The following is a 17,028-nucleotide window of genomic DNA, read 5'->3' on the forward strand; positions in this document are numbered from 1 at the left end:
TTTTTATGTAACAATTTGGTGGATAATGATTTTTCATATTGAGTTGAGGATCTGAATATTGTTATTTTTTCTGAAAACAAAAGGAGTATGTAAAGAACACTTTCAGATTGCACTGTATAAAGAATACGGTAAATTTATTTATTAATATTCAATAAGTTATAATATATTTGTAATTGTAACGTCTTTTAAAATTTTGATATATTTTTTCACAATAGCTTAAGACAAGGTCATATATTTCAGTATTTTGAATGTCAGCTAAAAATCTCCTGTATAAATAGAGCTTTTCAGTTTTTTCTTGTATGAAAATTGTATACAGTCAAAATAATACAAATAATCAATAAGCTAAAATTTGTTATCCCAAATATGAGATCATATGACCCATAAACCGCATGTTTTTTCTATTTCTCTGGGAACTGCTTTTTTGCCTCACTTTGTTGATGCACTACTCTCTGGTAGCCTTATTGATAATTTCGCTTCAAGTGGAGACATTCAAACTGCCCTTGCCGATAGCCTTATTTATGTTCCGACACGTCGTGCTGCTCGCGCTTTACGTTTAGCTTTTGTTGAAAGAAGCGATACACAATCAACTTTCTTACCAACCATTCGTGCTCTAGGAGATGTCGATGAAGACAGTTTCCTTTTTGTTGAAAATCATACCAGCGCTCTGAATCCACCCATTGGAAAAAGTGAACGCTTACTGCTTTTAGCGCGCCTTATTCGCCCATGGCGTGAAAATTTACCTGCGCATCTGCGTGCCATGTTTGGTACAGAAGATGTGCTTATTCCGGCTCATAGTGCTGATGCAATTTGGCTTGCTCAGGATTTAGCGCATTTGATGGATGAAGTTGAAACAGAAGGAGCAGATTGGTCGAAGCTTAAAGATATTGCACCTGACATGGTCGCTGAATGGTGGCAAATAACGCTCGACTTTCTGACTATTGTTACGCAAAATTGGCCACAAATCTTGACCGAAAGGCAACGAAGCAATCCCGCTGAATGGCGTAATCAAGCACTCACAATGCATGCAGAGACTTTGCGATGCACGCATCCTGATAAACCTATCATTGCTGCTGGTGTGTCGGGTTCTATGCCCGCAGTTTCTCATCTTTTAAAGGTTATAGCTTCTCTGCCCAAAGGGGCTGTTGTTCTTCCTGGTCTTGATCTCCATATGGATGAAGAACAATGGAATGCATTAAGCACAAGCAATAAAGAAAAAACAGCTTGCGATTTTTTTGATCCTGCAGAAAATGTTTTTAGCCATCCTCAATATCATTTAAAAAAACTTCTTTCTCTCATGGAGTGTCAACGTCATCATGTTTGCGAAATTGGCCAACAGAGTAGCACAAAGAAAAGAAGAATGGCTCTTTTATCAGAAGCACTCCGACCAGCTTCTACGACAGATAAATGGATACAAATTGTCCGTGATGATTATGAAAATCTTTGTGCAGATTGGTCATTTATTGAAGCTATAAATGAACGTGAAGAAGCTCTCGCTATAGCTGTTACCTTACGCAAAGCTATTGAAGAACCTCAAAAAACTGCGGCTCTTATTACAAATGACCGTAATTTAGCACGCCGTGTTGCCGTGGAATTACAGCGATTTGGAATTGAAGCAAATGATTCAGGCGGAATACCACTTGCACAAACATTGCCTGTAACTCTCTTACGACTTATCTTAGAAAATGTATTGCAACCTGATGATCCCATTGCTTTTCTTTCTCTTCTTAAACATCCCCTTACAACACTCCAACAAAATCGTCATCGTTTACGGGAAATGGCAGAAAATTTTGAACTTTTTGTTCTTCGAGGGAATACAGGGCGCATCAATCTTTGCGAGTGTGATCAATTTCTTGAAAAATGGATTGAAACATACTTTCATAATAGTTCTGAAATCAACGCTCTTGATCAGCAGAAATGTGAAGAAGCACGTTTCCTTTGTCATCTTTTGAGGACAGCTGTTGAACCTTTAACATCTCTTATGAAACAAGAGAAAGAATGCACCATCAACGAAGCTGCGATAGCAACTGTTGAAGTTTTTGAAAATTTTGGTCGCAATGAGGATAATTCTCTTGCACATCTTTATCAACACGAAGCAGGACAAGCCCTATCAAAGTTTTTACGTGAATTGGTCAGTGATCAATCAGGATTAACATTTCATCTTTGTGAATGGCCTGCTATGTTTTCTGCTATAATAGCAACTCGTTCCGTCGCACCTTCGCCTGGAGGACATCCACGTTTATTCATCTGGGGTACTTTGGAATCGCGTTTGCAAACGGTTGATACAGTGGTCATCGGCGGTCTTAATGAAGGGTCATGGCCGATATCAACCCGAAATGATGCTTTTTTATCGCGACCGATGAAAATGATGTTAACTCTGGAACCACCAGAGCAGCGTATTGGTCTTTCTGCGCATGATTTTCAATGGGCAATGGGAATGGATAAAGTGGTGATGAGTCGCGCATTGCGCGTTAATCATACGCCTTCCATTCCATCACGCTGGCTACAACGCATGGAAACAGTTGTAGGAAAACAGGTTTGGGAACAAATCCGTGAACGAGGTGAAATACTACGCCATTGGGCAAAGATGCTTGATCATACAAGCATAACTTCTGAGGTGGAACGTCCTTGCCCTTCTCCACCTCTTGATATACGCCCGCACCATTTTTCAGTCACTGAAATAGAAACATTGCGATATGATCCCTACGCTATTTATGCCAAAAAAATCTTAAGGCTCAAACCACTTAAAGAACTTATTCATGATCCTAGCGCTTCAGAACGTGGAACACTTTATCACGCTATTCTTGCGGCTTTTTGTACACAAATGAAAAATCCAAATGATGCAAATGCACTCAACGTACTGCTTTCTATTGGACGTAAAGAATTTGATAAATTCAACTTTCCACCCGATATTGAAGTAATTTGGTGGAATAGTTTTGAAAATCTTGCTCCACGCTTTATTCAATGGGAACAAAGTTTAGGACTGCGAGAGCGATATTCGGAAGTGGTATCACAAAAAATCCCTATAGGAACAACAGGGGTAACCCTTTCAGGACGTGCTGATCGTCTTGATGTTTTGCCAGATAAAACGGTTGAAATTCTAGATTTCAAAACCGGAACGCCTCCTTTATCAAAACAAGTTCGTGAATTATTATTTCCGCAATTGGCTTTAGAAACAGCTTTACTCATACAAGGGGGCTTCCCAGATTTTCAAGATTTTACACCTTCAAATTTATTTTACATTCCCCTTAACAAAAAAGGTGAAATTAAATCCCAATCAATTCTTTTAAAGAAAAAAGACGGAAAAACTTATCTAAGTGCTGTTGATCTTGCTGAAAATGCATGGGAAAATCTTATCGCACTCATAATTTATTATCAAAATCCACAACAAGGCTATCTCTCACATGCTGTCCCCATGTCAAAACGATATGAAGGTGACTACGACCATTTGGCTCGGTTGTGGGAATGGTCAAGTGGTTTTCATAAAGAAGAGTAATCATGACGTTTTTTTCTATTCCTGAAGCCGCTCTTGATGCACAAGCAACAGCAACACATCCCCAAAAAAACGTGTGGGTTTCTGCAAATGCTGGATCTGGAAAAACCCACGTTTTAAGTGAACGTGTTATCCGTTTGCTTTTAAACGGTACGCCTCCAGCACGTATTTTATGCCTTACTTATACAAGAGCTGCTGCTGCTGTTATGCAATCACGAATTTTTCGCACGCTTTCCAGTTGGAATGAGCTCGATGATGCACAGCTGCAAGAAACCTTAACACGGTTTGAAAAAAAAACTGTTAATGCGCAAAAACTAACTTATGCACGGCAACTCTTTGCGCGTGCCCTCGAAACGCCTGGTGGCTTAAAAATCCAAACGATTCATGCTTTTTGTGAATCTCTCTTGCATCAATTTATGTTAGAAGCCAATATTGCAGGGCATTTTGAACTTCCCGATGATATCAGTCGAAAAAAATTACGACAAGAATCTCGTCGTCAACTTTTAGCTCGTCGTGATGTACAACCTGCTTTGCAACAGTTACTTCAAGTTATTAGCGAACATACTTTTAACCAATTGCTCTATGAGGCAGTTGAAAAGCAACATAAATTGTCTGATTTTTTATCTTCTCTTTTATCTGAAAATGGAGAAGAAAAATTGCGCGCGCTTTTTAACTTAGCGCCCAATGAAACAAATCAATATCTTCTGGAACAAATTAAACAAACAGCGCGCCTTCCTCTTTATGCTCTTAAGCATTGTGAAACCAATGGTAATCAAAGCTTTAAGGATATGGTGGCAAAACTTTCCCAATTAGAAAAGGTGCATGATGAGACAAATATTCTCAATCTTATTTCTGATGTTTATTTTACAACAAAAGGTGAGCCGCGTAATTTTTCACATTTATCTCATAAAAAATCAGACGAAATTTGGCCTTTTATTCAACAAATGCTTGAAGATAAACAAAACAAGCTTTCTGTTCTTTTAGAAAAATATCAATGCGCAAAGGTTGCCACCCTCAATATGGCTGCTTTTCAGCTCTGTACTATTTATCTCAAAATTTATAAGAATCTAAAAAAGTCCAATGGCTTCTTAGACTTTGATGACCTTATTGAGCGTACACTTCATTTGTTACAGCGCAAAGGTGCAAGCCAATGGGTGCACTATAAACTTGATCAGGGACTTGATCATATTCTACTTGATGAAGCACAAGACACCAACCCTGAGCAATGGCAAATTATTCAACTGTTGGCACAGGAATTTTTTTCAGGGTATAGCCAACGAACAAACATACGGACTCTTTTTGCTGTTGGAGATGAAAAGCAATCTATTTATTCTTTTCAAGGCGCTGCTCCAGAAAATTTTGCTGCAAATGGACGAATTATTCAAAAAAAAGTGCAACAAACAAATCAACAATTTGAAAAAATACAACTGCATTATTCTTTTCGCTCTACAGCAGATGTTCTTAAAAGTGTTGATCTTGTTTTTGAAACACCAGAAAACTATAAAGGGCTTTCGGCAGAAAATACAAAAACGGTGCATGAAGCTATCCGTATTCACAGTCCCGGTGAAGTTGTTATATGGGATGCCATTTCCAAAGAAACGAGTGATTTTCCTCAAGATTGGCATACAACTGTTAATCATTTAGATACACCTGAAGTTCGTTTAGCAGAAAAAATTGCTGAAACGATTGCCGACTGGTTACAAAAAGGCGAAATGCTTCCAGCAAAAGGACGCTTAATACGTGCAAGTGATATTATGATCTTGGTCCGTAAACGTGATCAATTTGTCTCAGCTCTTTCCCGTGCTCTTAAACACCGTAATATTCCCGTAGCAGGGGCTGATCGTTTACAGCTTACCAAACATATTAGTATCCGTGATTTAATGGCGCTTGCGCGTTTTGTTTTGCAGCCACAAGATGATCTTTCTCTTGCTTGTGTTTTAAAAAGCCCACTTTTTGCTCTTAGTGAAGAGGAACTCTATCAGCTTGCCGTACACCGCACCGGCTCTCTTTGGCAAAGTCTGTGCGCGCATATATCATCGCAGGTATCTTTTAAAGATGCTTTTGAAAAGCTAAACCATTATCGCGCTTTAGTGGATAAAATACCAGTTTTTGAATTCTATAGCTATATTCTGAACAATGATAAGGGACGACAAAAAATTCTGTCTCGTTTAGGATCTGAAGCAAATGATGTGCTCGATGCTTTTATGGATTATACGCTCACTATTCAAAAAACAGGATTACCAGGATTACAAGCTTTTTTAGAAACATTAAGTGCAAGCGAACCAGAAATTAAACGTGAATTTGAACAAAGTAATGAAGAAATTCGTATCATGACTGTTCATGCTGCAAAAGGACTAGAGGCTGCTGTTGTGTTTTTAGTCGATCCTGGTAGTGCGATTTGGCATCCTCAGCATGCGCCTCACTTGCTTAAAGTTCCTTTAAACAATGCACAATGGAACGGAAAACAAGCCTTTATTTGGCATCCCAATGAAAAGTTTGATACAAAACTCTCTAAACAAGCAATTTCATATTTAAAAGAGCGTGCAGAAGAAGAATATAGGCGTCTTCTTTATGTAGGAATGACACGCGCTGAAGATCGCTTGTTTATTTGTGGGTATAAAGGTCCGAAAACGCCATCTCATACATGGTTACAACTCGTAAAAAAAGCCCTCGAACCGCATGCCCTTGCTATAAAAGATTCTTCGGAAGATATTGCAGCTTGGCGTTATTGCATTACACCTGCTTCTTCTGCTTCTATAAACTCAAAAGTTCCTTCCGCTGAATGCCAAACCTTACCACCTTTGCCTGCTTTTTTCTCTCATAAAGTACCAGCAGAACCAGTGTTACCAAAACCGTTAAAACCGTCAGTGGCGAGCCTTTCCATTGAAGCTGATACAGAGCTGTCCTCAAGTCCAAAACAGCTTACCACTTCACCTGTTTTAGGAGCCATGAACACAAACAGAGCTTTTTCCATTGAATATGGTAATCTCGTTCACCGATTGTTACAATATTTGCCCGATTGTCCCCCACAAAAACGTCGAGATTATGCTCGAAACTATCTCAATATCAAAGCCTCTCATTGGCATGAGAGCCAAAGAGAAGATGCTCTTTGCCATATTTGGAAAATATTAGATCATGTTTATCTCAAACCCCTTTTCTCTGAGCATTCACGTGCTGAGGTCTCCTTAATGGGTATTGTGAAAATTCGTGGAAAAGAACAAGCAATCTCTGGTCAAATTGACCGTCTCTACATCAAGCAAAACAGCATTATCTTTGCCGATTTTAAAACCGGAACTCCACCAGAAAATGAAGCTGCTATTGCTTCCCATCACTGGTTGCAAATGGCCCTTTACCAAAAATTGTTGCAAGCTATTCATCCCGATAAAGATATCCAGGCTCTGCTTATCTACAGTAAAGAAGCCAAAATTTTTAAACTTCCTCCAGAAAAACTTGAGGCATTTCTTAGTGAAGTTGCCTTATAAGTTACTCTTTTCCTTGCAAAGCATTTTTACATTTTATTTACTTTCATAAAATCGCTCAAACAAACACAACGCACAATCCCTGGTGTAAAAAAGTCCTTTAATAATTTATCTTTGCAATAACTTGATATGAATTGTTATTATACCAATCTATAAAAAGTGAATATAAAAGGATAAATAAATGACGTGTATAAAAGTTGATAAGGACAATTTCGAAAGTGAAGTTCTAACCTCTTCCACCCCTGTTGTGGTTGATTTTTGGGCAGAATGGTGTGGCCCTTGCAAAGTGATTGCTCCAATTTTGGATGAAATTTCAATAGAAATGCAAAATCAAGTTAAAATTGCTAAGGTAAATATTGATGAAAATCCGGAACTGGCTACCCAATACGGAGTACGTTCTATCCCTACATTATTAATGTTTAAAAATGGAAATATTTCATCGAATATGGTTGGCGCTACCTCTAAAGGACGTCTTTCTGAATGGATAAAAGATGGGCTTAGTTAATTCCACATATAATCACTATAAAGGAGAGAAATTTTGTCTCTCCTTTTGACTTTTTTAAAATATTCTTTTTTGCATTATATTATAATGAAAAGACAATAAAAATCAAAATTTTAAATGAATTTAAGAATTCATGCTTTTATGCATGTTTCAATTGACTATTTTTTATAAAAAATTGCTTTGTATGAAGAATATAGGCAATTCTTTCCTTATAGGCGCGTTAAAAATATTAGGTGAATGATAATTTCATAAAGGTATTTCTTCTTAGATAAGACTATTGAGATAGATAGTGTTTTCAACACATAAAAGGAGATTTTAAGCAAAAACTTTGCAAATTACTTTTCTGAAGCTCACAATTTTTAAGCAGAAAGAAACAAGCAATTCACTACAGGTTATATAATGCTCTTCTAAAGGGTTACCACTTCAATTTAAAATTCTCTTATACTATTCTCTAGAATCAAAATTGTAGGTATCAGATTCTCTAAAATAAATTGATGAATTCCTATAAATTAACGGCTGTCCTTTGCAATTTATGTCATTGTTATATGAAAGAGTCAGCATTTCGTTTCATCTTCCATGGTTGGTACCTCCATGAAGCCTTCTTTATGTTGTCCATCATCTCAGATTTCATAGGTAGTATTGAGGTATTATCAAATTAAAAAATGATGATGTTCATGTTTTTTTAAAATGTACGAATTGCGAAAGACTGTTGCAAACATTCAATGGAATGTTGCGCTGATCTAACTGTTACATGACGCCCATGTTCTTTATAGTGTAAGGTGAGTGCAAAAGTGGCAAGCTCTAAAAGAGCTGTATTTCTTTCTGGCCATTCAACAAGTAAAATATTTTTCTCACGAGCTTCATGAAGCCCTAATTCATCAATTTCTTCTGCCATAGAAAGGCGATAAAGATCAGCATGAATAATTTCAAACTTTGGAAGTTGATAGCTTTGCACAAGAGTAAAAGTAGGGCTTGGAACATCCATAGTGTTATTGTTCGCAAGTGTTTGAATGATTGTACGTGCAATGGTTGACTTTCCAGTTCCAAGATCCCCTTGCAGCGTCACAAGATCTCCTGGCTTTAAAGAAAGAGCTAAATTTTGTGCAAAAAGCTTTGTTGCCTCTTCATTTTCAAGAAAAAAACTAAAATTCATTAAAAGTTCCATGAAATGGATGAAAAATTTTTGTTATCATAAAGGTTAAAATTAAAAAATCTTATCTCCTTTGGAGAGTGGGAAAAAACATTTAACTGTTGTTCCTTTTCCAGAACCGGTAAGAATTTCAACATGTCCACCGTGTAGTTCAACGAAACTTTTTACAAGGGAAAGGCCGAGACCCGCTCCCGCACGCCCACCATGGTGTGAATGGGAAGAAAAACGTTTAAAAATACGATCAAGGACGTCTTCTGGGATGTCAGAGCCCTGATTGTGAACGCTAAAGACAATGTTATCATCTTGTTCATCGACGCAAAATTCAATAGTACTCGCCTCCGTTGCAAAATTAATAGCATTACTCAGTACATTCACAAAAATTTGATGCAAGCGCTTTTCATCAGCAGAAATAGAATTTAAGGAAGGAGAAATTTGTTGTAAAAGCGTAATATGACGTCCATTAAGGCGATCTTCTACACGTGCTACTGCTTGTATCATAGCATCGGCAATGTTAACCGATTTTATGTCCAACTCCATAATGCCTGCATCAAGGGTAGCAAGATCAAGAATATCGTTAACAATATTTAAAAGAGTTCCTGATTCTGAATGAATGTGTTCAAGATATTCTTGTTGACGTTCATTGATAGAGCCGAAAATTTGATCACGTAAAATATCGGAAAATCCAATAATATTGGTGAGAGGTGTGCGTAATTCATAAGAAACATGTTGAACAAATTCATTACGCAAACGATCAGCACTTTCTAATGCTTCATTTTTTTCTTGAAGAGCACGCGCAACATGGACAGTGTCCGTAACATTCACAAAAGTAAGCATCGTTTGTCCATTAGGAAGAGGGACCAGAGTATAGTCAATAATCATATCATTTTTAAGATCTATACGACCTGAAAATGTTTCACGTTTTTCAGCAAAACCGGTAATGAACTTGGTAAATTGATCCCATTCTTGCCCCAAGGTTAAGGCTGAACAATGGCTTTGTAACTGTGTAATATGGGTCCCTTCTACCAGTAAATTATAAGGAAGAGACCACAATTTCGACAAGGCAGGATTCGATAAACGAAGGCGTCCATCAGTACCAAAAACAACCACGCCTTCGGAAAGTTTATCAAGTGTTTCACCTTGTATTTTAATAAGTGTATTATAACGGCGTTCAAGATCAATTTTTTCTGTAAGGTTTTCGTAAAGCCAAGTGACACCTCCTTGTGGATGAGGGTTCGAGATAACACGCACCGTACGCCCATCTGGAAGATTCCAAATTTGTTGGTTCGATTCTGTTTGTCGATAGGCTTTAAAAAGTTCTTCTTTCCATGCGCGCCAATCGGGGTGTTCAGCAATGAGCCCTTTTTCACGTAGACGTTCAAGAAATAATGTATGGCTTGGTTCACTTTCTAAAAAGGAAGTCTCCAACGGCCATAAAATTTTAAAAGCATGATTACAGAATTTTAATTTTTGGTTTGTATCAAAAATAGCTACAGCTGTTGAAATTTGGTCAAGTGTTTCACAATGGCTTTGAAGAACATAACTTAATTCATGAGCAAGATTTTCATATGCGCTGTCATCACGCGCAAAAGCTGCCATCCCTTCGGCTGTTGTAATACGTGTGAGATGAAAACGATATCGTTCTCCATCAATAACTGTGTGAACATGTTCTTGAAAAATTGTTTCTGTTTCATCTGTTTTGCGTTGTGTATTTTCATTGAAAAGATCCCCCACTTCATCACTGCCTTCACGAAAATCTGTCATTTCTCTAAAGGCGCGATTGATAAAACAAACTTTTCCTTCACAATCTTTTATCCATACGGGCTCTTGAATAAGATCAAGAAGATTACGCTGCATTCTCAGTTCAGTAAGAAGGCGGGCGATATCTTTCTGTAAACGAGCATTTTCACTCTGTTGTTTTGAGATATCTTGAAAACGAGCAATAGCGACTGTTCCTGCGATGACGCCTGTAACTTGTAGCAGTACATTGTTTGTGGTGGTGATAGAAAGATCAAAAGGGTGACATTTACAACGTAGTTGAGTCAATGCATAATCAAGTTCTCGCAGAGAATTTTCTTCAACCCAGAGCTCAAAACGCTGAAAATCTTTCTGATCGATTCCTATTTTTTGCAATGCAGAAAGGGCACCAACGACACGGGGTAAGGTTGTTGGATTTTCCCAAATAAGAAGGAATTGCTCGGTTTCTTCCAGAAGCCATTCATAATATTTAAGTTTTTCAGAAAAATTTGCCTGAATTATCTTCAATGGCTTCTGTGCAGTTTTTTTTGCACGCATAATAACAGCTAGACACGTGAGAAGTGAAGCACAAGAAATTCCTCCACACAGCGCTAAAAGCAGCCATGGACCATCTAGTAAAGTGAAGAAAAATGGTAAATAACCTTCCAATGACTGAGCAACAGCGCATGTTGGAGAAAAAAAGAAAAAAAGGCAAAATATATACGCATAGATTCGAATCATTTTTTGAGCTTTTTCTTTGGGGTTATAGTCACCAAAGCTGCGCACGACATCTTACCCTTTTTTAACCCAAGGAAATGTTTAGTAACGGTAATGGTTTGGTTTATAAGGTCCTTGTGGTGTGACTCCAATATAAGCGGCTTGTTCTTCTGATAAAACACTTAATTTTATTCCTAACCGATCAAGATGTAGACGTGCAACTTTTTCATCAAGATGTTTAGGCAAAACAGTGACTTCATTTGTATAGTGTTCTGCACGGGTAAAAAGTTCAATTTGCGCTAAAACTTGATTAGTAAACGAGGCTGACATGACAAAAGAGGGATGCCCAGTCGCATTCCCGAGGTTTAACAAACGCCCTTCAGAGAGCAAAATGATGCGTTTTCCATCGGGAAAGGTGATCATATCAACTTGTGGTTTAATATTTGTCCATGGCAAATTTCTAAGGGCTGCGACTTGGATTTCGTTATCAAAATGACCAATATTGCCAAGAATACACATATCCTTTACTTGTCGCATATGGTCTAAACGAACAACATCTTTATTGCCTGTTGTCGTGATGATAATATCAGCACTGGAAGCAGCATCATCCAAATTAACAACTTCATAGCCATCCATAGCTGCTTGAAGAGCGCAAATAGGATCAATTTCTGTTACTTTAACACGAGCCCCAGCACCAGAAAGAGATGCTGCTGAACCTTTTCCTACGTCACCATAACCACAGACAATGGCAGTTTTACCAGCGATCATCACGTCTGTTCCACGTCGAATACCATCGACCAATGATTCTTTACATCCATATTTATTATCAAACTTTGATTTAGTGACGCTATCATTGACATTAATAGCAGGAAAAGGCAAAAGCCCTTCTTTTTGTAACTGATAAAGACGGTTTACACCTGTTGTGGTTTCTTCGCTTACACCTTTAATTGCTGCGCGCTGTCGTGTAAAAAATCCTGGCGTTGCATCCATACGCTTTTGTATTTGTTTGAAAAAAATTTCTTCTTCTTCTGTTTTGGGATGCGATAGGATATCTTTATTTTGTTCTGCACGACTTCCCATTAAAATATAGTTTGTGGCATCAGCGCCATCATCTAAAATAAGATTGGAAGGGTTACCATCTGGCCATTGGAAAATTGCATCTATATAAGTCCAATATTCTTCCAATGTTTCACCCTTAACGGCGAATACAGGAATACCAGTTGCGGCGATAGCTGCTGCTGCATGGTCTTGCGTAGAAAAAATATTGCTAGAGCTCCACCGTATATCGGCGCCAATCGCTTTTAATGTTTCAATTAAAACAGCTGTTTGAATTGTCATGTGCAATGAGCCAGAAATACGCGCTCCGCGCAAAGGTTGATTAGAGGAAAACTCCTTACGACAAGCCATCAAACCAGGCATCTCAGTTTCAGCAATATCAAGTTCTTTACGACCATAAGCGGCAAGTGCAATATCTTTGACAACAAAATCTTGAGCTGCCATTCTTTATTCCTTTAAAATAAGTTTTTCCAAGACGGTAGGAGAAATTAAAAAAAAATGCAAGACAAGAAGAGGACTTCTTTATGTGAAAAAGCTCTTTTAAAATCTCCATAAATTTGTGCAACAAATATGCATTTATGAATCTGAGTAATGATGTTACTGAAAGAATAAGAGATCTTCATGATAAGTCTTATTATATAAACAAAACTCTATCCTTTTCACGTAACTTTAAAGCTTTTAAAAATCTCCAGAGAGAATACCTTTTAAATAATAAAAATTGTGCATTGCTTCACAGTTTTTATATCGATTTTTATGGGATAATATCGAAAGTAGTATACTCGTATTCTACTCACTTATGCGGTTGTTGAAAAAGGAAGAATTACCTTACTTTAATCTCATTATTAAGCTTTCTACCAAAATAATATAATGCAAAGTCATAGGTTATCATATTTATGAATAGGCAATTCAGAATCGGTTCTTTAGGATTCCAATGTTGCATCTGCTCTTGGATAAAGACAGTTTATAAGAAGTGCTTTTCTCTTGTTTTCAACGATTTTTATCAAAATACTATAGGTATACGATTAAACATTTTTTGTGATACTGAATAGAGCATTTAAAACGCAAAAACATTACTCTATTGAGCATTCTGATTTCAGAATCGCTAACAACGAGCTATAAATTATAAATCAAATAATTAACTCAGTTTTGGAAAAATTTATTCTAGACGAATAAGTTTTGCGAAAATTGACCATGTGGACGAAATCGCCAAAGATAACTTGGCAAGAATGCAGCCATTGCTCTGGGGGTAATTCCCGCACCTTCTAGAGTATATCCATTCTCTATAGCCTCTTTAGAAACAATGTTGTCCATTTGCAAAAAACGTATCTGATTGGCTGTTACGAGTGTTGGTACAAAAGGCAATTTACCGATAGTTCCCAAAATTCCTCCAATCAATAGACCAGCAGAAAGGGGCATGGATAGGATTGTTTTTTTACGGTGAATAATTTTGAGTATATTTTCAAGAGTATTTTGAAAGGTGATAATCTGGGGACCACCAAGATCATAATTTTTTCCCCAAGCAACCTGTCCATCTAAAGCGCGCGCGATAAACTCAGCAACGTCACCAACATACACGGGTTGCAATTTGCTTTGCCCACCCCCAAAAAGAGGCATAATTGGTAAAAAACGTGACAAATCTGCTAAGGTGTTAAAGAAACAATCCTCTGGTCCAAAGATAACGGATGGACGGATAATAATTTCTTGAGGATGCTTGTTATGAACGATTTGTTCCCCCATAAACTTAACACGTGCATAAAGACATGAAGCATTCTCGTTAGCCACAAGTGCTGACATATAGATGAGTGGAATAGCAGCTTGTGCTGTTAATTCAGCAACATTGTAAGCACCATCAATTTGTGTGTTTTTAAAATTCGATTGATTTGCTTGTTTTAAGCTACCAGGTAAAAACACTGCCGCATCAGCTCCGAGCAACGCGCGTGCAACAGAGGCACGATGCTTGATATCCGTTTTAAGCATTTGGGTTTGTCCTACTTCTCCTATTTGGAGCATGTAATAAGCTTTTTGTGGATAACGAACAGCGATACGAACGCGATATCCCCGCTTAGTCAAAGTTTCAACGACATGTCGTCCTACAAAACCAGATCCGCCAAAAACAGTAATAAGTTTAGGATGTTGATAAAGTGCACAATCAAGTTGCATGATTAAAAAGTCTATCTTTCAAAGCTTTAAAATAATCAATTTCTAGCATGGAGGTGTTTTATTGTCACGTAAAATATCGCCCGCAAGATAAAGGGAACCACTAATAAGGACAATTGCATCTTTATATTCGGCTCTAATCTTATACAAAGCATCTTGTAGATGTGCTTGTGGAGTAGCAAAGATTCCTGCTTTTTGCGCTGATTCAGCTAATTTTATTGGAGAGATACTGGCATTATTGTTAATCAGCGGTATCGTATATATTTTATCGACAAGGTTCGCTAAGGAACGAAAATAACCGACAGCATCTTTGGTATTGAGCATGCCAGCAATCATAATAATGGGACGATCTGTTTTTTTTCTCCATTGTGTAAGTTCTGCCGCAATAACTTTTCCAGCAGCAGGATTGTGACCACCGTCTAACCATAAATCAATATTAGGAGACAGTTGATCAACCAAATGTCCTTGGATAAGATGTTGCATCCGTGCGGGCCAATAGATATTTTTCAAAGCGTCATTTATGGTTTGTTCTGAAAGTTGAAAACCTGCTTGACAAACTGCTTCAAGAGATGCGCCAGCATTGGCAACTTGGTGGTCTCCAATAAGGTTAGGAAGTGAAAGATCCATGAGACCTTGATTGTTTTGAAAAACCATACGTCCATGTTCTTTATAACTTTGATAATCTTGATCAAATAGAGAATAAGGTGCTTTATTTTTATCGGCAAGGGGTATTAAAGTAGCAAGAGTTTCTTCATAATTTTGCTTCCCGATGACTACTGGAACATTTGGTTTGATAATTCCCCCCTTTTGAAAAGCGATTTGAGCAATTGTGTTTCCAAGAAAGTTCTCATGATCATAATCAATGGGCATAATAAGCGATACAGCTGGTTTGTTAATGACATTGGTAGCATCAAAACGCCCTCCCAACCCAACTTCTAAAATGACAACATCAGCTGGATGTGTACTAAACAGCATAAAGGCAGCGGCTGTAAAAATTTCAAAAATAGTAATCGGCTCTTGACGATTTACTTTTATAATTTCACGGATTGTCTCAGCCAATTGGTTTTCTGTAACAAGTTGACCACCTCCTTTTTGACCTAACCGGCAGCGTTCATTCCAGTTGACGAGATGAGGTGAGCTATAGACATGAACGCAGTATCCTGCACTTTCTAAAAGAGCACGGCAAATCGCTGAGGCAGATCCTTTGCCATTTGTTCCAGCGATGTGAATAATAGGGGCAAGTTTTAAATGTGGATTACCAAGACGCTCTAAAAGGTGAATAATACGCTCTAAAGAAAGATCAAATTTTTTCGGATAATTTTTTAGTAAATCATCCACCACCCTTTGTATCTGGTTTTGTTGCATAAATTTAAGCTGCTTTTGTTGTAGAAAGCGATGTTTGAGAGTCTGTTGGGGATGGATCGGAAGGGTTAAAAACAGCAGGGCGTTTCATCATCAAACGTAAAAGACGCGCAATTGTTGTTTTCATTTCTAAACGTGAGACAACCATATCAATCATACCATGTTCGAGCAGATATTCACTACTTTGAAAACCTTCTGGTAGGGTTTCGCGTATAGTTTGTTGAATCACACGTGGACCAGCAAAACCAATCATAGCGCCAGGTTCAGCAATGTGAATATCACCAAGCATGGCGTAAGAAGCAGTAACACCACCGGTGGTTGGATTAGTCAGCACAACAATATAGGGAAGTTTTGCTTCTTTCAACATTTCAATCGCTACAGTTGTACGAGGCATTTGCATCAACGAGAGTGTTCCTTCTTGCATGCGTGCGCCACCAGAAGCAGAAAAAAGAACTAACGGGCGCCTTTCGGCAATGGCAGTATCAAAAGCTTTAATAATAGCTTCTCCTGAAGCCATACCGAGTGATCCACCCATAAAGGCGAAATCTTGAACGGTTGCAATGATTGGTAAGCCTTCAATCGTACCACGTGCACTTAAAATATTATCATCAACACCAAGTTTAGAACGATAATCTTTTAACCGGTCAATATAGCGTTTTTCGTCACGAAATTTTAAAGGATCTGTTACAACTTTTGGATTTTCAAGAGCTGTATAAACACCATCATCAAAGAAATGCATGAGACGATTTTTAGCGCTGATACGCATATGATGGCCAGAATTGGGAGCTACAAATTGATTAGCTTCCAGATCTTTATGGAAGATCATTTCACCATTGGTAGGATCTTTAATCCATAGATTTTCTGGAATTTCACGGCGCCCCAATATAGAGTTAATTTTAGGACGAACATAATTTGTAATCCAGTTCATCTTTATAACCTTCCTTTAAATATTACACATCTTTTGCATGATTTGAAAGAATATGAACCTAAGCAGTCACATTTGCTTTACCGGTGGAACAAAGGAGTCTATTTAATACTTTTATCAGTGTACGTATAGCTTGTTTTTTTAATTTTTAATTTTCCAATATCATAACAATCATATCTATGAAGAGTATACCCTATAACAAATTTGTCGTAAGCTTAAGAACTTACATGTTTTTATTTTTTATTTTGGTATTAAAATTCACTCCTTGCGATGGTTAACAAACCCCTTATTTTTTAATAAAAATGAATATCCAATTAATCACTCGTATCAACGGCTTTGAAGAAAAGAAACCTTATAATATAAGGCGTTAATAAGGCTAAAATAATCCATTTAAGATAATGTACACGATAACACCATATTAGCGAAACGCTAACATCAGAGCAAGATTTTTTTCAA

The 17,028-nt window shown here is 37.6% G+C and carries 9 protein-coding genes; 3 read left to right on the plus strand and 6 right to left on the minus strand.

Annotation, left to right across the window (positions count from 1 at the left end):
* Positions 1-373: 373 nt before the first annotated feature.
* The 3 genes from addB to trxA all read left to right on the plus strand — a co-directional run bounded on the left by addB (position 374) and on the right by trxA (position 7,474).
* On the plus strand, positions 374-3,493 hold the full coding sequence (addB, locus tag ACFIME_RS08090) for a double-strand break repair protein AddB (RefSeq protein ID WP_375684774.1): 3,120 nt from the start codon (positions 374-376) through the stop codon (positions 3,491-3,493).
* A 2-nt stretch (positions 3,494-3,495) separates the two neighbouring features.
* Positions 3,496-6,972, plus strand: a complete 3,477-nt coding sequence (addA, locus tag ACFIME_RS08095) for a double-strand break repair helicase AddA (RefSeq protein ID WP_375661996.1) — start codon at positions 3,496-3,498, stop codon at positions 6,970-6,972.
* A gap of 178 nt (positions 6,973-7,150) precedes the next feature.
* Positions 7,151-7,474 (plus strand): thioredoxin, encoded by a 324-nt coding sequence (gene trxA, locus ACFIME_RS08100; protein ID WP_375611361.1) that lies wholly within the window; start codon positions 7,151-7,153, stop codon positions 7,472-7,474.
* 679 nt (positions 7,475-8,153) lie between these two features.
* On the opposite strand, the gene tsaE is transcribed toward trxA, so the two are convergent.
* The 6 genes from tsaE to accD all read right to left on the minus strand — a co-directional run bounded on the left by tsaE (position 8,154) and on the right by accD (position 16,575).
* The gene (gene tsaE, locus ACFIME_RS08105) at positions 8,154-8,624 is read right to left on the minus strand and encodes a tRNA (adenosine(37)-N6)-threonylcarbamoyltransferase complex ATPase subunit type 1 TsaE (protein WP_375684775.1); all 471 of its coding nucleotides are present in this window, start codon (positions 8,622-8,624) and stop codon (positions 8,154-8,156) included.
* A gap of 51 nt (positions 8,625-8,675) precedes the next feature.
* Positions 8,676-11,141, minus strand: a complete 2,466-nt coding sequence (locus ACFIME_RS08110) for an ATP-binding protein (protein ID WP_375661994.1) — start codon at positions 11,139-11,141, stop codon at positions 8,676-8,678.
* Between the two features lie 33 nt (positions 11,142-11,174).
* Positions 11,175-12,572, minus strand: coding sequence for an adenosylhomocysteinase (gene ahcY / locus ACFIME_RS08115; protein ID WP_375633659.1), 1,398 nt, complete (start codon positions 12,570-12,572; stop codon positions 11,175-11,177).
* Positions 12,573-13,289: 717 nt separating this feature from the next.
* The gene (locus tag ACFIME_RS08120; RefSeq protein WP_375684776.1) at positions 13,290-14,288 is read right to left on the minus strand and encodes a complex I NDUFA9 subunit family protein; all 999 of its coding nucleotides are present in this window, start codon (positions 14,286-14,288) and stop codon (positions 13,290-13,292) included.
* Positions 14,289-14,330: 42 nt separating this feature from the next.
* Complete coding sequence (locus ACFIME_RS08125; protein WP_375684777.1) at positions 14,331-15,650, minus strand: bifunctional folylpolyglutamate synthase/dihydrofolate synthase; 1,320 nt, start codon at positions 15,648-15,650, stop codon at positions 14,331-14,333.
* A gap of 4 nt (positions 15,651-15,654) precedes the next feature.
* Entirely contained in the window at positions 15,655-16,575 is a 921-nt protein-coding gene (accD, locus tag ACFIME_RS08130) for an acetyl-CoA carboxylase, carboxyltransferase subunit beta (protein WP_375617476.1), read from the minus strand.
* Between the last annotated feature and the right edge of the window lie 453 nt (positions 16,576-17,028).

The sequence above is a fragment of the Bartonella sp. AP1QHHD genome (genome assembly GCF_042196265.1).
In the GTDB taxonomy this organism is placed as follows: domain Bacteria; phylum Pseudomonadota; class Alphaproteobacteria; order Rhizobiales; family Rhizobiaceae; genus Bartonella.